Origin of the sequence: Ruegeria sp. HKCCA6837, assembly GCF_013034475.1 — a bacterium.
In the GTDB taxonomy this organism is placed as follows: domain Bacteria; phylum Pseudomonadota; class Alphaproteobacteria; order Rhodobacterales; family Rhodobacteraceae; genus Ruegeria.
The window spans coordinates 1-23,482 of the sequence record NZ_WQGD01000026.1 but is presented as its reverse complement, the minus strand read 5'-3'; the positions used below and the strand labels follow the sequence as shown (position 1 = coordinate 23,482).

22 protein-coding genes and 1 pseudogene are annotated in these 23,482 nt (G+C 53.1%); 12 read left to right on the top strand and 11 right to left on the bottom strand.

Annotated features, from left to right (window positions below; translation table 11 throughout):
• Positions 1-34: 34 nt before the first annotated feature.
• From GOV91_RS21035 to GOV91_RS21025, 3 genes are read left to right on the top strand one after another with little or no spacing between them, the layout of a single operon-like run.
• The gene (locus GOV91_RS21035; protein ID WP_171236900.1) at positions 35-1,123 is read left to right on the top strand and encodes a 4-oxalomesaconate tautomerase; all 1,089 of its coding nucleotides are present in this window, start codon (positions 35-37) and stop codon (positions 1,121-1,123) included.
• Between the two features lie 51 nt (positions 1,124-1,174).
• Positions 1,175-1,411, top strand: coding sequence for a hypothetical protein (locus GOV91_RS21030; RefSeq protein ID WP_171236882.1), 237 nt, complete (start codon positions 1,175-1,177; stop codon positions 1,409-1,411).
• Positions 1,408-2,388 (top strand): D-2-hydroxyacid dehydrogenase family protein, encoded by a 981-nt coding sequence (locus GOV91_RS21025; RefSeq protein ID WP_171236899.1) that lies wholly within the window; start codon positions 1,408-1,410, stop codon positions 2,386-2,388. Before GOV91_RS21030 ends, GOV91_RS21025 begins: the two co-directional genes overlap by 4 nt.
• Here the strand turns inward: GOV91_RS21025 and GOV91_RS21020 are convergent.
• The gene (locus tag GOV91_RS21020) at positions 2,357-3,421 is read right to left on the bottom strand and encodes an AbrB family transcriptional regulator (RefSeq protein WP_217352050.1); all 1,065 of its coding nucleotides are present in this window, start codon (positions 3,419-3,421) and stop codon (positions 2,357-2,359) included. The two genes, GOV91_RS21025 and GOV91_RS21020, sit on opposite strands and share 32 nt — an antisense overlap.
• Before the next feature lie 78 nt (positions 3,422-3,499).
• On the opposite strand from GOV91_RS21020, the gene GOV91_RS21015 reads away from it, so the two are divergent.
• Genes GOV91_RS21015 through tcuB form a run of 3 tightly spaced genes read left to right on the top strand, consistent with a single transcriptional unit; the run spans position 3,500 to position 6,655 of the window.
• Positions 3,500-4,180, top strand: a complete 681-nt coding sequence (locus GOV91_RS21015) for a GntR family transcriptional regulator (protein WP_171236898.1) — start codon at positions 3,500-3,502, stop codon at positions 4,178-4,180.
• Positions 4,181-4,191: 11 nt separating this feature from the next.
• Entirely contained in the window at positions 4,192-5,586 is a 1,395-nt protein-coding gene (gene tcuA / locus GOV91_RS21010; RefSeq protein ID WP_171236897.1) for an FAD-dependent tricarballylate dehydrogenase TcuA, read from the top strand.
• The gene (gene tcuB / locus GOV91_RS21005) at positions 5,576-6,655 is read left to right on the top strand and encodes a tricarballylate utilization 4Fe-4S protein TcuB (protein WP_171180446.1); all 1,080 of its coding nucleotides are present in this window, start codon (positions 5,576-5,578) and stop codon (positions 6,653-6,655) included. The genes tcuA and tcuB overlap by 11 nt, the downstream gene beginning before the upstream one ends.
• Positions 6,656-6,901: 246 nt before the next feature.
• Here tcuB and GOV91_RS21000 read toward each other — a convergent pair whose 3' ends face one another.
• Positions 6,902-7,258 carry a LysR substrate-binding domain-containing protein gene (locus tag GOV91_RS21000; protein WP_254440747.1) on the bottom strand — a complete coding sequence of 119 codons (357 nt, stop codon included), beginning with the start codon at positions 7,256-7,258 and terminating at the stop codon, positions 6,902-6,904.
• Between the two features lie 325 nt (positions 7,259-7,583).
• Here GOV91_RS21000 and GOV91_RS22780 point away from each other — a divergent pair.
• The 3 genes and pseudogenes from GOV91_RS22780 (at position 7,584) to GOV91_RS20985 (ending at position 9,328) form a co-directional block, all read left to right on the top strand.
• Positions 7,584-7,879 (top strand): annotated as a pseudogene (locus tag GOV91_RS22780) (antibiotic biosynthesis monooxygenase).
• Positions 7,880-7,936: 57 nt separating this feature from the next.
• On the top strand, positions 7,937-8,701 hold the full coding sequence (locus GOV91_RS20990; RefSeq protein WP_171236894.1) for a GAF domain-containing protein: 765 nt from the start codon (positions 7,937-7,939) through the stop codon (positions 8,699-8,701).
• A gap of 3 nt (positions 8,702-8,704) precedes the next feature.
• Positions 8,705-9,328, top strand: a complete 624-nt coding sequence (locus GOV91_RS20985; protein ID WP_256369251.1) for an adenylate/guanylate cyclase domain-containing protein — start codon at positions 8,705-8,707, stop codon at positions 9,326-9,328.
• Between the two features lie 64 nt (positions 9,329-9,392).
• Here the strand turns inward: GOV91_RS20985 and GOV91_RS20980 are convergent, their stop codons facing one another.
• Positions 9,393-10,223 carry a class I SAM-dependent methyltransferase gene (locus tag GOV91_RS20980; RefSeq protein WP_171236892.1) on the bottom strand — a complete coding sequence of 277 codons (831 nt, stop codon included), beginning with the start codon at positions 10,221-10,223 and terminating at the stop codon, positions 9,393-9,395.
• 342 nt (positions 10,224-10,565) lie between these two features.
• On the opposite strand from GOV91_RS20980, the gene GOV91_RS20975 reads away from it, so the two are divergent.
• Positions 10,566-11,213 carry a tudor domain-containing protein gene (locus GOV91_RS20975; protein WP_171236891.1) on the top strand — a complete coding sequence of 216 codons (648 nt, stop codon included), beginning with the start codon at positions 10,566-10,568 and terminating at the stop codon, positions 11,211-11,213.
• Entirely contained in the window at positions 11,210-11,863 is a 654-nt protein-coding gene (locus GOV91_RS20970; RefSeq protein ID WP_171236890.1) for a hypothetical protein, read from the top strand. The genes GOV91_RS20975 and GOV91_RS20970 overlap by 4 nt, the downstream gene beginning before the upstream one ends.
• 227 nt (positions 11,864-12,090) lie before the next feature.
• On the opposite strand, the gene GOV91_RS20965 is transcribed toward GOV91_RS20970, so the two are convergent.
• The 6 genes from GOV91_RS20965 to GOV91_RS20940 all read right to left on the bottom strand — a co-directional run bounded on the left by GOV91_RS20965 (position 12,091) and on the right by GOV91_RS20940 (position 17,948).
• On the bottom strand, positions 12,091-12,939 hold the full coding sequence (locus GOV91_RS20965; protein ID WP_171236889.1) for an ankyrin repeat domain-containing protein: 849 nt from the start codon (positions 12,937-12,939) through the stop codon (positions 12,091-12,093).
• Positions 12,940-13,142: 203 nt separating this feature from the next.
• A complete protein-coding gene (locus GOV91_RS20960; protein WP_171236888.1) occupies positions 13,143-13,901 on the bottom strand; it encodes an SDR family NAD(P)-dependent oxidoreductase in 759 nt (252 codons plus the stop codon).
• A gap of 18 nt (positions 13,902-13,919) precedes the next feature.
• Positions 13,920-14,741, bottom strand: coding sequence for an ABC transporter permease (locus GOV91_RS20955; RefSeq protein ID WP_171236887.1), 822 nt, complete (start codon positions 14,739-14,741; stop codon positions 13,920-13,922).
• Positions 14,742-14,748: 7 nt separating this feature from the next.
• Positions 14,749-15,600: an ABC transporter permease gene (locus GOV91_RS20950; RefSeq protein ID WP_171236886.1), complete on the bottom strand. Its 852-nt coding sequence runs from the start codon at positions 15,598-15,600 to the stop codon at positions 14,749-14,751.
• Positions 15,601-15,637: 37 nt separating this feature from the next.
• Positions 15,638-16,801: a PotD/PotF family extracellular solute-binding protein gene (locus GOV91_RS20945; protein WP_171236885.1), complete on the bottom strand. Its 1,164-nt coding sequence runs from the start codon at positions 16,799-16,801 to the stop codon at positions 15,638-15,640.
• Between the two features lie 34 nt (positions 16,802-16,835).
• The gene (locus GOV91_RS20940; protein ID WP_171236884.1) at positions 16,836-17,948 is read right to left on the bottom strand and encodes an ABC transporter ATP-binding protein; all 1,113 of its coding nucleotides are present in this window, start codon (positions 17,946-17,948) and stop codon (positions 16,836-16,838) included.
• Positions 17,949-18,089: 141 nt separating this feature from the next.
• Between GOV91_RS20940 and GOV91_RS20935 the strand changes: the two genes are divergently transcribed.
• Positions 18,090-18,857 carry a helix-turn-helix transcriptional regulator gene (locus GOV91_RS20935; protein WP_348540160.1) on the top strand — a complete coding sequence of 256 codons (768 nt, stop codon included), beginning with the start codon at positions 18,090-18,092 and terminating at the stop codon, positions 18,855-18,857.
• Between the two features lie 335 nt (positions 18,858-19,192).
• Here the strand turns inward: GOV91_RS20935 and GOV91_RS20930 are convergent, their stop codons facing one another.
• Complete coding sequence (locus tag GOV91_RS20930; RefSeq protein WP_171236883.1) at positions 19,193-20,974, bottom strand: caspase family protein; 1,782 nt, start codon at positions 20,972-20,974, stop codon at positions 19,193-19,195.
• 511 nt (positions 20,975-21,485) lie between these two features.
• Entirely contained in the window at positions 21,486-23,114 is a 1,629-nt protein-coding gene (locus GOV91_RS20925; RefSeq protein ID WP_254440745.1) for a murein L,D-transpeptidase, read from the bottom strand.
• Positions 23,115-23,482 lie beyond the last annotated feature (368 nt).

Here is a 23,482-nt window from a genome sequence, read left to right as displayed (position 1 = left end):
CGAAATATCAATAGTTTGTAAAGGAGGGTTCGCGATGACCCAGACAGCAATCCCATATGTCTTCATGCGCGGCGGCACTTCCCGAGGGCCCTATTTTCGACGCTCTGATCTGCCCGAAGATTTGGACACTTTGGCCGATGTTCTGGTCGCTGCCATCGGGGCTGGACAAGCGCTCAACATCGACGGGATCGGTGGTGGTAACGCAGTGACGACCAAAGTGGCGATGCTTTCAGTTAGCGAGGACGAATGGGCCGATATCGACTATTTCTTCGCGCAGGTTTCTGTTGATGAAAAGCTGGTCGATTTCAAACCCACCTGCGGGAACATCCTCTCAGGAGTTGGTCCAGCTGCGATCGAAATGGGATTGTTCCAGCCCAACGGCGATGAAACCGAAATCCGTATTCGCGCTGTCAATACAGGCGCCCGTGTCGTTACCAAAGTGCAGACCCCGGGCGGTGAGTTGGTGTACGAGGGCGATGTGGAAATCGCCGGAGTCCCCGGCCATTCTGCACCGGTGCAGCTGAGTTTCATGGGCGTTGTGGGTTCGGCAACTGGTGCATTTCTACCCACTGGAAATTTGCGCGATACAGTGCAGGGGGTCGAGCTGACTTGCATGGATGTCGCTATGCCGATGGCGATAGCCCGAGCAGAGGATTTCGGACTGACAGGATATGAAAGCGCCGAAGAGCTGGATGCCAACCGTGCTTTTTTTGATCGGATGGAGGCCGTGCGGATCGAAGCCGGAGAACTGATGGGTATGGGGGACGTCTCGAAATCGGTAACTCCCAAATTCGGGTTGATCGCACCCGCCAGAGAGGGTGGAACTCTTGCGGTTCGGTATTTCATGCCATGGAAAACTCACCCGACAATGGCCGTTACAGGTGCGCAATGCATGGCGTCTTGCGCTTTGACGCCCGGTACCGTCGCCGACGGTTTGCTTGATCGCCCGAATTCAAGCCCGGCTGAAGTTGTGTTGGAGCACGCTTCAGGCAAGATCGACGTTCTGGTGGACTTCTCGAACGTCGGGGAGTTCAACGTTATTTCTGCCGGTCTGGTGAGGACTGCGCGTAAATTGGCAGATGGGCATGTTTATGTACCGGAATCTGAGTGGAACGGCAGTTGAAGTAGCCATCCTCATTAGGTATACTATGGTATACCTAATGAGGATGCCACGATGGACGACTATTCCGAATGCCTTGATATCGCGCGTCAGGAACTCAGGCTAGCGCAGTCGGCTTTGCGGAGGGAAATCGCGGACTACCCGACACCGATTGCCGGTTGCGATGAGCAATTCAACCATCTGTTGGATCAACGCGAACGGGTTCGCAATGCACTTGAAGCACTCGACAAACTTCATTTTGCGCCGACGCCAAGAAAACTGAACAAAAGGCAGGGTATAGAAAGTCGATGAAAGTTCACATTCTGGACGATTGGTTCGATACACTGCAGGGCCTTCCCTGCTTCGGAAAACTGTCCGATCATCACGTGAAGGTCTGGACAGATCATGTCGAGGATACCGGTGAATTGGCCGCACGCTTGCAGGAGGCTGAGGCACTGGTTTTGTTTCGCGAGCGCACCAAGATCACCCGGGATTTGATTGAAAAACTTCCAAACCTGAAATTGATCAGTCAGCGCAGCGTGTATCCGCATGTCGATGTGCAGGCATGCTCGGATAATGGCGTGCTGCTGTGTTCGAACATGCATGGTGGGACGCCTTCATATGCCGCAGCCGAACTGACATGGGCACTCATCATGGCCGGGATGCGCGATTTGCCTGCGCAGATGGCTTCGGTCAAAACGGGGCGTTGGCAGGCCGGAGTTGGCAAGACTCTGAGAGGGCGACAGTTGGGACTGTATGGATATGGGCGTATCGCCCGCGCTGTTGCTGGCTATGCCGAGGCATTCAAGATGAATGTGGTTTGGTGGTCTTCGGATGAAGGCCGGGCACGCGCGCAGGCCGACGGCGTGCAGATTGCTACAAGCCGCGAAGCGTTCTTTGCCAACAGCGATGTTGTCTCGGTCCATGTTCGCCTGAAGCCCAACACGAACGGTATCATCACAGCGTCAGATTTTTCGCAGATGCAACCGGGCGCGATGTTTGTGAACACCTCCCGGGCCGGGCTGATCGCTCCGGGTGCTTTGTTGGACGCGCTGAACGCTGGTCGCCCGGGGAAGGCCGCAATTGATGTCTTCGATACCGAGCCGCTCACCGACCCGAATGACCCCTTGCTATCGCACCCAAACCTGATTGCGACACCACATATAGGTTTTGTGACTGAGGACGAATTCGACCTGCAATTTGCAGACATTTTCGATCAGGTGAATGCTTTTGCTGAAGGTGCCCCTATTCACATGATCAACCCCGAGGTTTGGACCAGCGCAGAATAAGGTTGGCTGCTATGGGCGCGCCGATGATTACCAGCACGATCCTTGTCAGGTGGTGCGTGATCACAAAGCCCAGGTCCGCGCCAGAAACGATGGCCAAGACCGTCATCTCTGCCTGTCCGCCGGGGGCAAAGGCCAAGAAAGCCTCAACCGGCTGACCGAAGCCCAACGTAGTGACAACGGCGGTGAAAGCGGCTGCGAGGATCGCAAGGACGATGACATAGGCGAAGCCCGCTGCAACCACCCGGCGGAGTTCGACCCAAGTGACGCCCACGAATTTCACGCCGATCCCGCAACCAATAAAGAATTGCGCTGCAAGTATGGCCTCGCGAGGCGGTCGAGTATGAATAAAATCACCCAGTGACAGAGCCGCTGTCAGGATCATTGGGCCGAGGATAGATGCTCCGAACAGGCCGATCCTCTCACCGCCTTTCCAGCCTACAAGGGCGGCCAGTACCATCAGCGCCAACTCATGTATTGGCAGGTCGCGCGCAGGCTCTCCGATTGGGTTGGTGAGCTGGGCATCGTAGAACACTGTCAGAAACAGTGGGGCCAGTGTCACGATGATCAGCACGCGCGTACCGTGGATCAGGGATAGCGTACGCGGGTTGGCGCCTGCTTCGGCGCCAAAGATGATCATGTCCTGCAATCCGCCTGGCATGGCAGCATAAAACGCGGTCGTGGAGTCAAAACCCCAAATCTTACGAAAGAATTGCACGCCTACCAGCGCGATCAGCAGGATGAAGAACGGGACCAGTGCTATAGACGCGGCCATCTTCGGCAATCCGACAAAAAGGGCAGGGGTAATCGAAGCTCCAACTGCAACGCCGAGTATGGTGCGCGCTGCAACCGATATCTGACCCAAACCTTCCATAGGGGCATGCGCTAGGGCGGCGATCAGACACGCACTCATTGGGCCGAATAGAAAGGGCAGTGGCAGGTTCAACGCCCAAAATACTCCGGTGCCCAGCAGCGCAAGGACCAGTGTTACGGCCCGCTTTGTCAGGAAAGAGGGTGTTTTGTTTTGGGTGGACAAGGCACGGCTTTCGATAATATTGACTCATATCGTATCCAAATGTATACAAGTGGACGCAAGAATACAAGTGAGCGCTCGATGACCATTCAAGACGACCCCTATCAGACTGGCCCACAAGGCAATTCAGCGTATCAACACCTGCTGGATGAGATTCGGGATGGCACACTTCAGCCTGGCGAACGCCTACGCGAGATTGAGTTGTCAGAACGATTAGGCGTCAGTCGCACCCCTGTGCGCGAAGCTATCCGGCAGTTGGAGTCCGACGGGCTGGTAACTCATGTGCCACGGCAGGGCGCAACCGTACGCAGCCTCGATTATGCCGAAGTAATGGAGCTTTATGAGATGCGCGCGGTGCTCGAGGGAACCGCGGCACGACTAGCGGCATGTGCAGCGTCGGATGTCGAATTGGACGAGCTGTGCGTTTTGAATGATCGCTTGGCCGAGGCTGGCACAGGCTCGGAAGCGGCTCGGATCAACCGGATTTTTCACGCCACACTTTTGGACGCAGCAAAGAATCGGTTTCTTTCCAAGTCTATGTTGTCTTTGCAAAAAGCGCTGTTGATCCTTGGGCCATCACAATTGCTGGAGGGTGACCGGGCCGAGACAGCAGTGGCCGAGCACAAGCGCGTCATGGCTGCCTTAAAGGCCCGCGATGGCGCTGCGGCTGAAAAAGAAATGCGCGCGCATATTCAGGCCGCACAACGGATGCGCATTCGGGCGTTGCAAGAACGCAACCGGACAACCGACGAAAACCATTAGGTAGACAGGATATGACCACCCAAAAGGAAGCTTATGACATCGCTGTGATCGGCGGCGGGAATGCTGCTCTATGCGCTGCAATGACTGCTGCCGAAGCAGGCGCCCGTGTTCTGATTCTCGAGACAGCGCCAAAACCCTATCGTGGTGGAAACTCCCGCCATACGCGCAATTTTCGTTGTATGCATGGTGCACCTCTGGGTCCGCTGATCGAAAAATACAGCGAAGATGAGTATCTTGAAGATCTGCTCAAGGTCACTGGCGGCAAAACCGACGAACGTCTTGCTCGCCTCGCGATCCGAACCTCCGAGGAATGCCTTCCGTGGATGGAAGAACACGGCGTGAGGTTCCAACCATCCCTGTCCGGGACACTGTCACTGGCGCGGACCAACGCCTTCTTCATGGGGGGCGGGAAGTCTCTGGTGAACGCCTACTACCGCACCGCGGCAGCTTTGGGCGTTGACGTGCTATACCAAGCTGCCGTGACGCATCTTGAACTGAACGGCGATCAGATTGAGTGGGTAGACTATACCTATGAAGGCCAGTCTCATCGCATCACGCCCAAGGCCGTCATCGTTGCTGCGGGCGGGTTTCAGGCAGATACCGATTGGCTCACTCGCGCATGGGGCGCGCCTGCGAAGAACTTCCTGATCCGGGGAACGCCCTATAACCGGGGCGTGGTGCTGGCTGATCTGCTGGATCAAAGCGTCGAAAGTGTTGGGGACCCGACCCAGTGTCACGCCGTTGCCATCGACGGGCGCGCGCCGAAGTTCGACGGCGGTATCGTCACTCGTTTGGATTGCGTGCCGTTTTCGATCGTCGTGAACAAAAATGCCGAGCGGTTTTATGACGAGGGCGAAGACGTCTGGCCAAAACGCTATGCGATTTGGGGGCGTCTGGTCGCCGCGCAGCCGGATCAGGTGGGCTATGTGATCATCGATGCGAAGTCGCTGAACCTGTTCATGCCCTCGGTGTTCCCTCCGCTAAAGGCGGACACCTTGGAGGAACTGGCTGGCATGATGGACCTACCCGCCGACAAGTTGGAGGCAACCGTTAGTGAATTCAACGAAGCTTGCGGCGACACCAGCGGATTTCATCCAACCGAGTTGGACGGGGTCACAACCTCGGGTCTGACGCCACCCAAAACCAACTGGGCTCGTCCGATCACCGATCCGCCCTTCTATGGCTACTCGCTGCGTACTGGCGTGACCTTCACCTATCTGGGGCTAAAGGTCGACGATACGGCCCAGTGTTCGACACCAGACGGCAAGATCAAAAACCTGTGGGCCGCGGGCGAGACGATGGCGGGTTCGATCCTTGGGCAGGGGTATCTGGCCGGTTTCGGCATGACCATCGGGACCGTTTTTGGACGCATCGCAGGACGTGAGGCTGCAGCCTATGCAAACTGATCTTTTTCAAGAAGCTCGCCGTCAGGCTGAGATATGCAACGCCTGCCGGTACTGCGAGGGCTACTGCTCAGTCTTCCCGTCGCTGCACGCGGAACGCGCGTTCTCGGATGGAGACATCACGCAACTGGCTAATTTGTGCCACAACTGTCGAGGTTGCTACTATGCGTGTCAGTACACGGCACCGCACGAGTTCGATCTGAACCTGCCGAAAGCTCTGGCCGAAGTGCGGCGGGACACTTGGGAGAGCTTCGCCTGGCCCCAACCTCTGGCGCGGCGGTTCCATACTCACGGTGGCGCGATCGCGCTGGCCCTCGTCATCGGTTTTGCCGTGATGTTCTGGGCAATTCGCGCTGTTGGTTCCAGCGGAGGTGAAGGGTTCTATGCCGTCCTGTCCCATAATGCGATGGTCGCAATTTTCGCGCCGGCATTCTTGTTGCCACTCTTTAGCTTGGCTATCAGCCTGAGGCGCTATTGGGCGGAGGTAGGTGGCAAACCCATCCAATTGTCTGATCTGACTGCTGCGTTCAAACGCGCTGGCAAGATGCAGGACTTGGCCGCAGGCCACGGCGAGGGTTGCAACTTCGAGGACGAAGACCGGTTCAGTCAGGGCCGACGCCACATTCACCACGCCATCATGTACGGCTTCCTGCTGTGCTTTGCCTCGACCTCGGTGGCGACGATTATGCACTATGGGTTCGCGTTACACGCGCCCTACGGGTTCTGGTCCCTGCCAAAACTCTTTGGGGTTTCAGGCGGTATTCTGCTGACAGTGGGTTGCGGAGCTATGGTTTTTCTCAAGCAAAAGTCTGATCGCGAGCTTGGTGACCCGTCCGCATGGGGCGGCGAAATCGGGTTTGTCCTGTTGCTCGGATTTGTCGGGCTGAGCGGGCTGGTCCTTTACGTCCTCGGTTCAACTGATCTGATGCCCGCGCTGCTTGCCATCCACCTTGGATCGGTTCTGACGTTCTTCCTGCTCATGCCATACACCAAGATGGTTCATGGCTTCTATCGACTTGCAGCTTTGATCAGAGACGCGCAGCGTAAGAGAGAATTGTCAGTTGGTTGCTAGCAAACGTCCAACGCCGAGGGAGTAAAAAGTCGCAATTCAAGCGCATTTTGATGCCCTTTCTCGCTTCGTTCCAGCACCCCGGGTGGCGGTCAACTTCCGGATTGGGTCTGTTTACTGTGATTGACAACATCGACACGAAAGGCAGCTTTGTCCGCTTAGCGGTCGTTCGCTGCAACTTGCTTGAACGTCCGCAATGCGGACAAAACAGACATTGGCTGCGAGTTCCCGAAAGGCTGCTTTGAAGCGCTATCCGGCAGCACGCAAAGGGATCGAAGCGTGGAGCTCACGTGCGATTTCGTCAATGAGCGCCTTCACGGGTTCGGTTCTACTTTTGGGATGGATGCGGGCGACAAAGGTAATGTCAGGTGGGGGTGGAAATATACCCTCGATGACCTCGATACCGTCAGACAGGTGCATCCCATTCAATAGCGCTACTCCAAGTCCAGATCGGACGGTGGATTTTACTCCGGCGGCGCTGGGGCATTCCAAAACCTGTTCAAAGTGATGCCCCTGCGCTTGGCCATCAGCGAAGCCCCATTGCCTGTAAAAGCAATTTTTGTCGAACGACAGAAATGGAATCGAGCCCAAGGGGTTTAAGGGCATGTCAGGAGACTTCACCCAATGCAGAGTGTCGTCAAAAAGAACGAGGTCATGCGCCACCCTTTTGAAGCAAGATCGATGGCCGTCGCTCGGCCTATCCCACTTGAAGCACCAGTAATCAGAGCAGTTCCAGCCATATCATCCCCCGGTTTGTTGATAGAAGATTACCACAAACCGCTTGCTCCCCTAATAAGGGCAATGCAGACCCACTTGCGAACCCACCGAATGCGCGAACCAAGCCCACAGCAGACAGTTCCAACCAAGTGTGCTAGCGTGGACTTGCGAGGCATGCATACATCCAAGAACCCGACCTTTGGGAGGATTGTGTATGATTATGCGGATATTTCAGGTGACAACACGTCCCGGAAAAGAAGAGGAGTTTGGCCGCTTCTTTCATGAAACTGCTATACCCCTAATGAATAGTACTCCGGGGATCGTGCGTGTTCTTCCGGGGGGGCGAGAGAGGATTCCCCGCGAGAATTCAGTTTTGTCATGGTGTGGGAGAGCTTGGAGGCGCTTAAGGCCTTCGTGGGAGAAGACTACCAAAGTCCGCACATTGATCCTGCTGAAGCGGAGCTCGTCGAGTCGCGATCCATCAAGCATTATGACTTGGTCGATTGTTAATCACCCAAAAGGATGGTCGACATGTCAAAGGGTCAGAGAACATCGCAACCGGACCTCGTGCCTGATCCGCTTAACAAAACAGCTGAGGCTTTGAAGGCTTTGGAAATCCAGCTGAAGGAAGCGCTGGATCGACAAGTGGCGACAGCCAAAATCCTGGACGTTGTAAACAGCTCGATTAAAGATCCTCAACCGGTTTTCAACTCCATTGTTGAAGCGGGTCAAACACTGTTTCCAAAATCGACAATCAGCATCGGATTGAGGGAGGGTAAAAAACTGATTTTGGGCGCAATCTCCGGCCCAGAACCAGCTGGTGTTGAGGCTTGGCGACGTCGCTTTCCAGCACCTCTCCATCCAGAAACTATTCACGGCCACGTCATTTTGAATGGCAAGGCGATTGATTTGCCAGACGTCGCGGCGGCACAAGATCAGTTTCGAATTGGTGCTGGCAACTTCCTTGCGTCTGGAGCTCGGGCCGTAACGATGGTCCCAATTTCTCAAGGCGGGCAGACAGTTGGAGCTCTTGCCGTCTTGCGGCATTCGATCGGCAAGCTGCAAACAGAGCAATTCGATATTCTCAAGACGTTTGCAGCACAGGCAAACATCGCGCTGGATAACTTGCATTTGCTGAACCAAATGCGTGAAGCGAATGAGACCCTGGAGAACGTATCCAAACAGCTTGCCAAGTACATGCCGCCTCAACTTTATCGGTCAATCATAGCTGGTAACCAGCAAGCGGCAATCGAGAGCCGCCGCCGCAAACTCACGATCTTCTTTTCCGACATCGTCGATTTTTCCGAGATTACAGATCAGCTTGAAGCATAGGAATTGACCTCGTTACTGAATGAATATTTGTCGGAAATGTCCAAGATCGCCCAGAGACACGGAGCCTATTTCGACAAGTTCATTGGGGATGCGATGATGCTGTATTTTGGCGAACCCGAAAGTCTGGGCGTAAAGGAAGATGCAGCCGCTTGCGTTCGGATGGCGATCGACATGCAACGCGCCTTGAACGACCTGCAAACTGGATGGCGGCGCAAAGGCTTGATTGATCGAGCATTTCAGGCCCGCATAGGCATTAACACGGGCTACTGCACAATAGGCAATTTCGGCTCCAATGATCGGATGGATTACACGGCGATTGGGCGAGAAGTGAACCTTGCTGCAAGGCTTGAGGCCGAGTGCGATCCAGGAGGCATATTACTGGCAGCGGAAACCTATTCTTTGGTGAAAGATTGGCTCTCGGTTGAAGAGCGTGAGCCGGTTCAGGTGAAAGGATTTCAGAATCCGATCCGCACTTACGCGGCAACAGCAATCTACGAAGCCGCGGCGCGAGAGAGCCGCATCATTCACGAGGAGGATGAGGGTTACACCCTCACTGTGGACCAGGATCGTATAACCGCGGAAGCCATCCGTCGGCTAAAGTCCGTTATTTCTGATTTAGGCGACTAAGTATTGAACGGTTGCCGTTCAGAAATGCTTGACTAGTCCGTAAAACTATCAAATGGACGGTCTTCTAAACCGGCAAGCGCGCGTGAATTTCAATTGGAGCAATCAAACCACGTTCGATGTTCCGAACCATGTGTTGAACCTTAAGTGCAGTGTCGTCGCCCATGATCAGATGAAGACCCAAAGGTGGAGGGCCATCTGAACGGCTTTGCGCAGCCGCCAGATCTGCAAAAAACTGCTTAGCGAATGCAGTGCGGTCAATCTGGTCTCTCATCTCGAAACCAACAGACTTCAGAGCAGCCTCATATGTCTCAGGTGGAGCAAGCGCGCTTTGATCTGATGAAGAAGCCCAAGGCGCAGGATAGTCCATTTGCCCTTCTCCCACTTGCATCACATCGTAGATTGCAAAGATGCCTCCTGGCTTTAGAACCCGTTTTGCCTCGCGCGCTATGCCGGCCTTGTCCGCGATGTTCATGCCAACATGGATCATGTATGCAGCGTCCATTGACTGAGCTTCTAGCGGCAGCTCAAGTACGCTGCCTTCGATGAGTTGCACCCGATCAGACAAACCTGTCCATTCTGTAAGTGCGCGTCCTGTTTCCACAAACTCAGCGGTCAAATCGACGCCAGTTACATGCGCCCCGGTAGCAGCAGCGACATATCGTGCTGGACCGCCGAGACCGCATCCAAAATCGACAACCCGGCTGTCGGGGGAAAGACCGAGAGCCTTCACAAACGGTTCGGTCGCGAGGCGCCCGCCAATGTGGAACTCGTCAAGCGGAGCCAAAGCGTCGTGGGAAATTGGTGGGGTCAAGTCCAATGCTGCGCAACCATCGGAAATCCTCTTGAGCAAGTGTCCAGAATGGTAATGGTGCGCGACTTCATTGGGATTGGTCATTTCGAAGCCTCCCTAATCTATGCCGATAGGGTACACGTAGTAGTTCCGAATGTCAGGTTTGTCCGCAAACCAGACATTGGTAGCGATTTGGCGAACGTCTACACCGAGCCCAGAGCGGGCATTCATCTAACGGTAGCCCGCTGCTTCGCGGCAAGCGCCTGTTCTGCACTCAGAGTGGCGATCTGATCGATATGCGGCTCTCTCAAACCATCTTCGCAGAAAGAGATACAAACATCGCGCTTCAGCTAACACTACACAAAACAGAGCCTTTTCAAGCTGGGTTCCCTCGTCGTCATCTTCAAATATACTTTCGCAAAGAATCCAGAGTAAAGAGCCAGACAGATGAGTATTTTGGAGAGGGCAAATCTGCCGGACGGCTTTGGCTATGTGTTGCTCGTATTCGGCTTGATCCTTACGCTGGCGCCTTGGTTTCATGGCCGTGACTTCGGCATTGTAAAGATCCCACAATTTGAAAATGACCAACGCCGAAAACTAAAGCTAATTGGACCGGCGATACTGACAGCAGCGATTCTGTTGCATCTCCCGTTCTCCGCGGAAACGGTAGGCACCGAATTGACCCGCAACACACCGCCAGGTTCGTCCGTTCCAGAGGACCTAACGCCATCGGTTCTTAAAAACAGTTTCATCCTTGCGGAGTGGAACGAGTCAGGATGTCTGTTTCCAGGCGAACTCATTGAACGAGACAGCGGCAGCGGACTTGTACTTTTTGATTTTGATGATCTTGAAACACTCCCGCTTTCTCAGATCTACGTGACGATAGAGCCAAAAATCTTCATTGGTGCGAGCCTCTATGCTAAACTGCCCGAACGGGATGCTTGGTTACCGGTTTCGGTGCGGAACCACACCGACGGCAAAGTGCAGGTCAGACGTGACGAATCCGCAATTTGCGCAGCTGAATTCGGTAAGAGTGTGAAGTGGCTACCGGAAGCTAGCGTAGTCGGCATTCAGCCGATAGGAGGTGACCCATGACGACCACAACGCAGTTTATTTCCACTGCCACGCTAAGTCTACTTATCTGTTTGTCTTCGCCGGTGGGCATGGCACAAGAAAAGCGCGAATTCTTTGATGACTTCCAAGGGCAGACGCTTAGCCCTGCGTTCAGAGTTTTGAACCCTGACCGGCAAAGAATGGCACTTACACAGGACGAGTTTCTTCTTCTTGTTGCGCATAAAGACAAGAAAAACGTCATTGAGTACAATGGCCTTCTTCCGGAGAATTATGTCGTAACGATCAGGCTAGCCGGCACCCCATCTGAAAGACAACAAGGTGTGCAAATTCGCATTGGCGACGCGTCAAACAACGTGCGGGTGGGTGTATATGTGGACTATTATAAGAGCCTTTATCAGTTTACGAACAAGACTTTAGACAACGAGGACGCCAAAGAAATTTCAATTCGAGATGATGGCCTTATGGGTGAGCCACTGTATTTGAAGTTCACCAAAACCGATGTAGAATTTGAGGGGGCTTCGAGTCCAGATGGAGTGCAATGGAGTTCACTGGGAAAGCAGGTGTTGATCGACCCATCCGCAAAGGTAAATTTCGAAGTCTATGGGTGGGGTGATGCACCCGAAAGTCCAATAAAGATTGATAGCTTTGAAATTGTGGATATTTCTAACTGACATTAAACGGCACAAACTCGATAAAAGCTATCAAACCGAAATTCCGTTCTTGAATGGGGATCAAATGAGTTTGACAAGGTGGTGTATTCCGGGGACTGCGCAAAGGGTTGAGCGTTCGATCTTCTCGGATGGCGGTTTTGTCCGCAAAGCAGACGCCCAACGAGCTCTTTTTGATGGCTGCTTCTGACCTCACCAACGCGTATCCTACGCTCAATTTCGATTGGTTGTTAAGGCAATGCGACCGGGTTTTCATCGAGTGTCCGGAGGTAAGAAATCAAGTCTGCGCGATCCTGATCAAACCAAACTCCATCTAAGTCCATCTTTGTTCCCGGAATGTATTCTCGTGGACGCCCAAGAAACGAGTTGAGATTGTCGTAGTCCCAGACACCTGAAGTCGCTGAGAAAGCCGTCGAGTACTCGTAGCCATCGTACGAGCCAATGGTGCGCCCGAGAACTCCCCAAAGTGGCGGACCTTCATTGGCTTGAACTTGCCCATTGTTCTCCAGGCTGTGACAGGCTTTGCAGGCACCTGCCAGAGTTTCTCCTCGGCCCCTATCGGCATTACCAATCAAGTGCTTCACACTAGGGATACTTGCACTTGTAGGTACGCCAGCATCCAATAGCATAGTCACGATTTCGTCGTGCCCACGCAACGAGGCGAAATGCAGTGCTGTCCCAAGCCAAGGATCCACAACAGTTGGATCAGCACCGGCTTCCAAAAGCAATCGAACAACTTCTGTGTGTCCGTTGCTTGACGCAGCATGGATTGGGTATGCAAAAGTTTTTTCGTACTCAGCATTGGAAAGAGAGTAGTTTGGGTCGGCCCCAGCCTCCAACAGGGCCGCGACCACGTCTGTACGACCGAACCGAGATGCGACTACGAGTGGTGACGAACCTTCAAAACGAGCGCCTGTGGTGCTCGGCAGATCCACCGGCACTCCTTTTTCGATTTCTGACATAACTTTTGCGACATCGCCTTTTCGAGCCATCAAGTGGATCATTTCAGCGGAACTTGTCGACATGGTGGCGCATAGCGCAGCCACCCCCGCGAGAAATGTTATCCAAGTTCTGTTCATTGCGGCATCCCCCCGGTTGTGGGAGCCTTAATACCACAACTAGTCGTCAATTTCATTTCTTGCAAAGAGTGGCCGCTTTGTCCGCAAGGCAGACATTGGGCGTTATTAACTGAATGTCCGCATCGAGCCCAAAGCGGACTGAAATGTGCTCGCCAAAAATGAAGTGCGGCGATAGACATTCTCTTGAGCGGTCTAACCCATCACTAAATGCATTCACCGCCATCGATAACCAAGGCTTGCCCCGTCATAAAAGCGGATTCATCTGAAGCTAAATAGACGATCCCATGGCCAATCTCTTCAACTGTCGCCCACCGACTCATAGGGATCGCCTGCTCGATGTAGCTTTCCAGTTTGGCACGGCCACCCATCTGCTTTTCGAAGCCTGCATTGAAGGGGGTGTCTACAAATCCTGGACAAAGGGCATTGAAACGGATTGCATGGACAGCGTAGTCGGCTGCCATCTGCCGAACCATCGCAACAGCTGCGTGCTTTGTAGTCGCATAGGCGATCATCCCCCGGTCGTATTGAACCCCAGAATTGGAGGCCGTGACGATCACGCTGCCTCCACCTTGTGATTTCATATGGGGGACGGCTGCGCGCGCGGCAATGAAGTGAGCGCGGACATTCAATGCCCAAGATGCATCCATTCCATCTGGTTCCACTTCTTCCAGCGTTCCTTCGATCTGCAACCCAGCATGAGAGTGCAACACGTCAAGCCGACCGAAGTTTTTTACTGCTTCGTCTATGGCTTTGGTAAGGGCATCGTCATCAGTCACGTCAAGCTGTAGGGCAGATGCTTGATTCCCCTGCGCAACGATCGCGGCCACAGTGTCTTCAGCAAGAGTTGCATCGCGATCCGTTACCACAACATGCGCACCCTCTTGTGCCATTGCCATTGAACCCGCCCGACCAATTCCTGATCCCGCGCCCGTCACGAGCGCGACTTTACCTGCAAGCCGCATTTCACTTGGCTCCTTTATTTAACTATTCGATTTTGAGGCGCCTCGGCGCAAAAGCAGTTGCGCTGCAACGAGCAACAAGAGCGACGCGCCCATAACCATAGTGCCGATGGCATTGATCTCGGGCGTTACGCCGCGTCGGATGGATGAGAATATGTAGATAGGCAGGGTTGTTTCTGAGCCAGCTACGAAGAACGCTATGATGAAATCATCAAATGAGAAAGTGAAGCTGAGCAGGAAGCCCGCCAAAATTGCCGGTGCTATCAACGGCAGGGTCACCTGCCGAAAGGTGCCCCAGGGCGTCGCAAAGAGGTCAGCTGAGGCTTCCATGAGGGCACGGTCCATACCCGAAAGCCTTGCACGTACGATGATTATGACCAGCGCCATTGTGAACATGGTGTGTGCGGCGACAAGAGTGGGCATCCCCATGGAAAGTTGTGGGGGATTTGCTCCATCGGGCCATAGGCTCACAAGAAGCGGGTTTAGCCAGCCGAATACGGTGACCAGGGCAATGAGTGTCGCGATACCGATGACGATACCTGGTATCATTATCGCAATATAAATCATCGCATCGAACAAAGTTCGGAGCCATCCCTTAACCCCTTGTAAAGCGATGGCGGCCATGGTTCCGAGTGTGGATGCGAGGCAAGCAGTTATGAATGCCGCAAGCAGACTGGTCTCGAGCGCGTCCATAACAAATGGGTTGTTGAGCGCTTTGCCATACCATTGGGTCGAGAACCCCATGAACTGGCTTGCGTGTCGTCCGGCATTGAAGCTGAAAAGCGCGATGATGCCGATTGGAATATAGAGAAAAAGGTAGACGCAAGTCGCGTAAAAACGCATCGGACCCTCACATCAGCGAGACATCTTCGCGCTGGCCACCCAGGCGCGAGATGAATTTCATGTAAATTGAGACAGTGACAAGCATTACGACAACCAGCGTCATTGCGACCGCCGAACCGTACGCCCAGTTTCGAGACTGCAAGAACAGGTCCACCAGCGCATTTCCGACGAAAAACACTTTTCCGCCACCTAAAATCGCTGGGATCAGAAATTCGCCCATGAGTAGGATGAAGACCAGCATGCAGCCAGTTGCGATACCTGGTACCGACAGAGGAAGTGTTACCTGACGGAACGTACGCCACGGAGTGGAGCCGAGATCCGCTGAGGCTTCCAGAAGGCGTTTATCCAGTTTGTCCAAGCTTACAAAAATTGGGAAAACCATCAAAGGTAGATACCCATAGACAATCCCCACAAGCACAGCGAACGGCGTATTTATCAGGCGGACATCATCGATGCCGATCGACTCCAGTAAAGCGGGCAAGCCACGCCCCCCAAGGATGAAAATCCATGCGTATGACCGGATCAGGATCGATGTCCAGAACGGCACGATCACCAGGATCAACAGCGAAGTTTTCCACTTTGGTGAACAACGCACCGCAAGAAAGTAGGCGAGCGGGTAGGCAATTACCAACGCAGCGATAGTCCCCAGAGGTGCAAGGATCAAGGTGTTCTTAAACGCCGTCCATCGCGCAGGAAGGTTGGCATATTGTTCCAAAGTGAACGCTGGAACATAGCCTCCGGCGGCACCCCGTTCGCCAAAGGAAAAGACGAAGACGACCAGTAGTGGAAGGGCAAGCATTACCAAAAGCCATATTCCTGCCGGTGCCAGCAACAGTGCTTTTCTGCCTCGTTTGGTCATATTGTCCTCGTCTTTTCCGATATTGCGGCCTTGCCGCTTAGGCCGACTTGAAGCGGGCGAGCAACTCGGCACGGTTTGGATCGGTTAGCGTAGCCGCCGCGCCAAACTCGAGCGCATTCAAAAGGTCAGCTGCCGGATAAAGGATCGGATCTTCCAGCAATTCCTTTGGCAGCAACGCATTGGTGCGAGCATCAGCCGATGGATAGCCATGAGCGAGGACTTCTTTCGCATTAACTTCCGGGTTCAGCAGGAAGTCGATCAAGGCATAAGCGGCATCCATATGGGGTGCGCCCTTAGGAATAGCGTAGTAGTCGGACCAGAGTTCACCGCCCTCGGCTCCCAGAACGTAGGCGATCTCAGGCATGTCCACATTCATCTGCTTGCCGTCACCTGTCCAGCACATCGTCATCCACGCGTCACCGTTACGCATCGGTGGCTGATAATCCGACGAGATTGCAAACAGATGCGGTTTAGCATCCAGCAACAATTTCTCGGCATCCGCCAGTTCCTTCTCATCGACCGAGTTGAAGGAGTAGCCGAAGTATTTCAGGGCATTACCGATGGTGGTGAGTTGGTAATCATGCACCATTGTCCGACCTGAGTAACCTTCCATAGTAAGGTCCCAGAACTCTTTCCATGTGGTTGGAGTCGGAGCGCCGTCTAGCTTACTAGTATTCACTGCAAAGCCGGTCGTGCCCCAGTTTTTCGGCACCGCGTAAAGCTGGCCATCGACAGAGCCGGCATCTGAAAAGCGCTGTTCGAATGAACCTGCGTCGTAGTTTGGCAGTTTGGACGTATCGAGCGGGATGATCAGATCTTCGCCCACATACGTAGTGATCGTGTAATTGGTTGGAACGAACACGTCCCAGCCAGACCCTCCGGCTTGCAGTTTTGCCAACATCTCTTCGTTCGAGCCAAAAACATTGACCTGAACGTGAGCACCAGTGGCTTCCGTGAAGGCTTCGAAGTTCATCTCGTCATGGTAGTTCGGCCACGTGGCGAGGATCACTCGGTCGCCAATGTCTCCGGCAGCAAATGCCGGGCGTGGACGCAACCCAGGCATAGCCATGCCCAGAACGGCCGTTGCCATCCCAAGACCTGTCACGCCCAAAAAATGTCGCCGTGTGACCGAACCCTTTTGGTACCGGCGAAGCTCTTCCATGAAATTTTGCTTGGAAATAGTCCCATTATCCTTGGTCATTGTGAACCTCTCTGTTGTTGGACTGCGGGATTTGTTAATTTTCCAGGATCAGCAGTGCGCCTTCGCCCCATGAAACAAAGGCCTGTTCTCCTGCATTGAACGTCCCCTCGTTCAATTCCGCTTGCCTTGGCACAAGTACGTGGATATCACCCAGTGCTTCGTTGCGCGCAAGGTATTCTGTGTGCTCCCCAAGGAAGATCCGATTTTGAATGGTAACTGGCAGAGCAATTTCAGCTGCGGGCAGCGCGCGGGTCAGCGCTATCTGTTCAGGACGGATGCTGACGCACACTTCCTGCCCTGCATCTATTGGAATCTCCGGAGTTCCGTGCACCTTTTGGCCACTCGCTAAACGCACAGTGATTTGGTCGGCTACTGCGTCAGTCACAGTTGCATCAAAGAAATTCGAGGTGCCAACAAATCCAGCCACGTAACGGCTGCGGGGCATGTCATAGAGTTCGCGTGGGCTGCCTACTTGCACAATACTGCCGCCTTCCATCACACAAATTCGGTCGGACATTGAAAGCGCTTCTTCTTGGTCGTGCGTGACGAGGACAAAAGTTATTCCCAGTTGTCGTTGCAGGTTCTGCAGTTCAAACTGCATTTCTTTTCGAAGCTTTCGATCCAGAGCAGCCATTGGTTCATCGAGCAGCAAAAGCTTGGGCTCGTTTACGATCGCACGCGCCAAAGCGACGCGTTGCTGCTGACCACCAGACATCTCCCAGATTCGACGTGGGCCAAACCCACCCAGACGGACAGTTTCCAGCGCCTGCTTAACCTTTGTCGCGATTGTTTGTTTGTCTACGCGTGGTCGTTGTTGGCGCAGGCCGTACGCGATGTTGTCGAACACGCTCAGGTGAGGAAAAAGAGCGTAGTGCTGAAACACCATGTTGACTGGGCGATGGTGCGCATCCAAGTCGTTGACGACTTCGCCATCGAGCAACACCTGACCTTCGGTTGGTTTCTCGAAACCCGCCAGCATCCTAAGTGCAGTGGTTTTGCCGCAACCAGATGGGCCTAAGAACGACAGGAACTCTCCTTTCCCAATGGAAAGATTCAGGTCTTTGGCAGCGACCACATTCCCGAAGGTCTTAGTCACTCCGCGGAGTTCCGCAATCGTCTGCATGGTGACGCTCATGTCAAAGCTCATATACTGCCTTTTTCCTTTTGCTTGATTTTTTGGCATTTATTGGCATACCACTCAAACAGGGAAAAAGTAACAATAACTCCGATTAGCTGTATATACCACAATTGGGGTATAGAGCTGCTTTTCGAAAATCTGGAGCAGCGTGTGTACGATTGGATGGAAGAGGCCGGCAGGGTCGTGGAGAAGATCGGAACCCCAGAATTTCCATGTGCTTTGGCAGATGGCTTGCGGCAGGTCGCACCATTCGATTTTACAGTGGTGTTTGGCCATGTCGGAACCGAAGCACCTATAGACCTTCACGACGATTTTCCCAAAAGCAAACGGCGTATTTTTGTTGAGGATTACCAAGCAGGGCCCTACGTACTCGATCCATTTTTTTTGGCCGCGACAAAACCGATAACACCGGGTCTATACCGCATGCGCGATATCGCACCGGACAGGTTCTATCAGGGCGAATACTATCGCAGCTATTACAAAAGGACTGGGTTAGCAGAGGAGATTGGCTACTTTATCGATATCCCAAGCACTGGGATGGTTGTGGTCTCGCTCATGCGATCAGTGAAGCCTTTTTCAGCCAAGGAAATTCGTCATTTGCACGCTCTATGGCCGCTCGTTCGGGCAGCCTGTTGCAAACATTGGAGTGACTTTCCAACGATGACCCGCGGCGCCGCAGCGAATGGCGTTAGTCGTCGCGTCGATCTTGCTTTCCAGGCATTTGGCGATGGCGTTCTGACGCCACGAGAAAGAGAAGTCGTTGAGTTCACGTTGAAGGGCCATTCGGCAGAAGCTGTCGGCACAATTCTCGGCATCTCTCCAGGCACAGTCCGCATCCACAGACGCAACATTTACGCGAAACTTAGGATCAATTCGCAGGGTGAGCTTTTTTCAAAGTTCATTGAAAAGGCACTTTAAAAGGTTCCTTGAACACCCACTTTGTCCGTATTGCCGACCTTGCTACCGTGTGATCCGGAACGCCCCAACCATTGGGACGACACCGTCTGATAGCCAAGGAAGCCAACGGGAGAGGGTCGGGACGCCCGGGACCCATGTCGGGACTCTATTAATACCCGAAAACGCTTTCGGAAGTGAAGACAAGTATCCTTCCCACTCTACACAACTGTGTACTGTAAACCCAAGGATGGCCGATTTGTTTGGAGAACCATAGACCGCTTTGTCCGCACAGCGGTCATTGATGCATTACGCGGCGAAAGACTGCTTCGAGCCCAAGTCGGACCTGATGTCGTATTCTATTCAATCTCGACAATGAATGCAGTGTGGGAGCCGCGACCATCGTTCCAATAATTTGGGTTGCGTGTATGCTCGGGGACGCCGAAAAAGTGGGCATATCCTTCGTTGCCTTTGTGATTGTTGGGTTCACCCTTCGACCACCGCGTATATGTCAGTGGTTCACCCGTTATCCAGACCCAACCGCCAGATGGCTCGTTGCTACCAGGCAATTGATAAAGCCCGAAAGCTGGGCCCTGTATATTTCCGCTGCTACCTTTGCGAAAATAGCGTTTATCATTCTTGATAAGGTTGTAAATGAATTGGTTTTCTCGGGCACTTCCAATGGTTGCCAGATGTCCTCCCATCTCTTTTGCTAGCTCGCTCGAAGTAAAAAAATCCCTTCTGGACGACCGCACTGCTAGGTACAGGTGCCCTTCGAAGTATCCAAAAACGACTTCGCGAGGCCCTAGGGTTTTAAGTGCCCTCCGTAACCTTTCTTCCATGGCCTCCGGCAGTTCGTCTTTCTTGTAGAGGCGAGCGGTGTCGCTCTGGAGCGCTTTGATCGCGGGTACGTCCGGCAGCAAGCGCAGGAATGCAATATCGACTCGGGTTCCCGGATAAAGACCGTTGGCAACCCGAACCGTAGAGATCGCGTTGCGGGTTCTGGGACCGAAGGCGCCGTCCACGCTGCCGACGTTCTGCCCCATCATGTTCAAAGCTTCTTGCACCAGTTTTCGTTGTTCCAACGTCAGATCAGCTTCGAGTTCGCCATCCGGAAAGTTCGCCTTCAGCCAGGGCTCTCTGTTTCGCTTTCTGCGTTTTGCCTCGGCTTCGGACTGCAACACGTCCAGCTTGTCTTTCGCAAAAGCAACAAGGTAGTGCTCTGAGTGCGCTTTGTATTTTTCCAGGAATTTTTCCCAAGAATAGACTGTTCCGCGGCTTTCAGCCTGGATATAATCCGAGGCTAGTTCGCTATTAATCTGCGCTGCTGCAACGGCGATTTCAGCCTCCGACATCTGCTTTGTCGGGTCGGGTGGCAGAGGTTCCTTCAGGAAAAGATCAGATCCCGGTAGCGATCCGTATGTGAAAGGCTCTTGATACCCTTCGGTCGCCTGGAACACACTGTCTCGCACTTTGCGGAACATCTTGCCCACTTCAAGCCCGGGTTCTTCGAGATGCGTTAGCAAGGCGGAGGCGTAAGGGCTGTTACGACCGTCGCCGTCGAGGGCCAGCGTCCCACTCCGTGCTGAGTAACCGACAAGAACGCCGCCCGGATCAATTCGGGCCAATCCTTGTCCAACGCTGCGGGTGGCACTTGTCCTGATCATGTCAGTCACAAACGGGTTGTTACGGCACGCGTCAACAAGCACGATTTTCAATCCGGGAGATTGGGCGATTGAGTTCACTACCAAGTCAAGGCGAATTGCCTCAAAGTCCACATCGAGATCGCTGCGGAGTTCAGCGTTGACAGGAATGAGATAGTTATTGTTTTCAATTTCGATGCCGTGCCCGGCGTAATAGATAATGACCTTGTCAGCGGACCGGGAGGCATCGGCAAAATCGCGAAGGGCAAGGCGCATTTCGCGGTAGTCCAGATTAGCTCCAACTGTGACCTCGAAATCCAGCCTCTTTAGCGCTGCAGCGATGTCCTGGGCATCGTTATCAGGGTTTGGCAGATTGGCAACGTGATCGTAATCCGAGTTTCCGATAACAAGGGCTACTCGAGTTTCCTCGGCGACAGCATCCGAGGTGATGAATACGCAAAAACTCACAGCCAGCCATATCGAGACATTTCTAAACAAAACAAATTCCGATCAACAATTAAACTCCACAATACCACAGACTCAGCTCTTCAACAAAAACGCGACGAACAATGCACTTCAGATGCGGCTTCAGGCTGAAGCAATTTCTTAGGGCAGGAATTGAAAGCCCGGTTGGTCCGCGGTTTTCATGTCTGAACTGGATGCGGCGAAAGCGCGGTTTCGGTTCCGACCAAAACTAAGCTTGTCAATGACTAGTCTAACGACAACTACCGAAATACAGAGTATCACTTAATGCTGCGTCAGCAACATGTCTAAACATCAATGCCTGGAAAGTCCGCAGAGCTGTCATTCCGCGAAACTCTCTCCAATGTCTGCTTCTCTCAGAAACCGGGCATTGCAAAGTCTAGTAGACCGCCCAGAGCGGCCACTCGGCGCTGCTCCGCGCGTTGAGCGCTTGCGAGTCCTGAACGCAGCTGCGCTGGTTCATTTTGGTGACGACAACTATTGCAGTTTGAAAATGGGATTGCGCATTTCTTTGAGGATGGCGTGTTCATCGGTCCAAGGCAGCAAGAATTCGAGCATCTCGTTCGTATGGATCCTCACGGAAATGAACGGCCCCATCTTCGACCCAAGCAGTCCAATAGGTCAAAAGGACCGGCATGGGCTCGGGTAGGTTAACTCGCGTTGTCTTCCCGCTATCCAAAATGGATTGCATCTTTTGCCGGCTCCAGTCGGGCTCTCCCTCCATCAAAAGGCTGGCAAATTCGAACGGATACTCAAGACGAACGCAGCCGGAACTTAGGTTCCGCTCATTTCGGTCGAAAAGACTGCGGTCGTTGGTGTCATGCAAGTACACAGCGTATTTATTGGGAAACATGAACTTGACTAAACCTAACGCATTGTCTGGGCCCGGCTGCTGAACCAAAGTGACGGCGGGGTTCTTTGCTCCCCAGTTCACAGCGTTGGCAGGAATTGTCTGCCCGTCTTTGTTACGAACTACGTAACTGTTGCGCGCCAGATAGGCTGGATCCTTGCGGATCCGCGAAAGCTTGTCTTTCCGAAAAATCGAGGCGGGAACGGTCCAAGTCGGATTGAATTCCATGTATTCAATTTCATCTCGGAACACTGGGGTTTTGCGGTAGGCTGATCCTGTGATTGACCGGGTGGTCCAAAGCGTCCCGCCAGATGTGACCAAGTAAGTACGAGCGCCTGCAATATTTACCAGTACGAACTCCTCGTCGATTTCCCGCATGAGCCAACGGCCCCGTTCCAGGCTGAGGCGCAACTTATTTATGCGGTCTTCGACAGGTTTGTTGAGAGAGGCGAAGGTCTTACCACCAACGACGCCATCTGCCTCCAGGCCGTGACGATTTTGAAAGGTTTTTACAAGTTGCACCAAGTAATCGTCATAAACCCAAGCTGGATTTATGCCGTTTTGGCTGATTTCTTGAAATTCATTTGTTCCCTCGTAGCCTTCTGCCGCTAGCCTTTTACGCAGTTCGGCGACGGCAGAATCCACCATTTCCGGCTTCAGAACCGTTTCTTCGGGAACTTTGTTCCAGCCTCCCTTTGATGCAATAGCTCTGTATTTGCGCAATGCATCAACGAGCATCGTATATTGCGCATTTTCGATATCGATACGTTCAATCAAAGCGCTGAAGCCTTCACCTTGAAGAAATTGGCTCAATACAATGGAAGGGTCTTGTTGAATTACTGGTTTTGAGAAGTTCCAATCGTTATCCAATGCATTTGGATCGACTTTTCCAAAAACCAAATGATGCACGAGTTTTACTGCTGCGTCGGTCGCCAAAATATCGAACAGCGCTTTATTTGAGGCATCGCCACCCTGTGAGTCTTTGAAAGCGGTTCGAAGCCCTTCTAGCTTGAAGTCACTCGGCGTAAAGCCCTGATCAATTGCTCCATCCAACTCCTGAAATAGTTCGTCGACCAATTCAAAACTTGTCCAAGCTGGCGCAAATTCTCTGTCTGAATAGAAACGAGGTACAAGGATTTCTGCGTCCAAACTCTTATTGTTAGAAAGTGTGCTACTCGCATTCGTATTTGACCGTAGCAGCGCTTTTATCTGCTCCGAGACTTGGTCTGCTGCGCCTAAATTGGGGCATGTCGTCAGCGTTGCAGTCAGTACAGTTGCAACTGCTGATTTGAGACCTTTTACCATCCGCTCCGTCACCTTCAATCTATATGTCGTTTCTTCGTCGGAGGATACTTCAACATTATGTATAATCAAATTGGAATTTATTGGTCTCGGATCATGCTCGCGCCGCATCGACGACAATTTTTTGCGAATGGCTGCGTTGCCCGTAGAACAGACGGCGGGTGAAAACTTGAGAACGTCTGCTTTGGGCTGAAACAGTTGTTGCCGATTGAAGCAATGAGCGATTGCTAAGAACCTTTCGAGAACAGTGCGCCAAAATTGGATCTACCTTTGGCACGTTTTGTCTGCGGTAGTTTGCGAGCTTTGGCATTTGGAACAACTCTACGGCTTAACACCAGCTTTCTTCAAGCCTTCGACCAAAAGCGCATTGT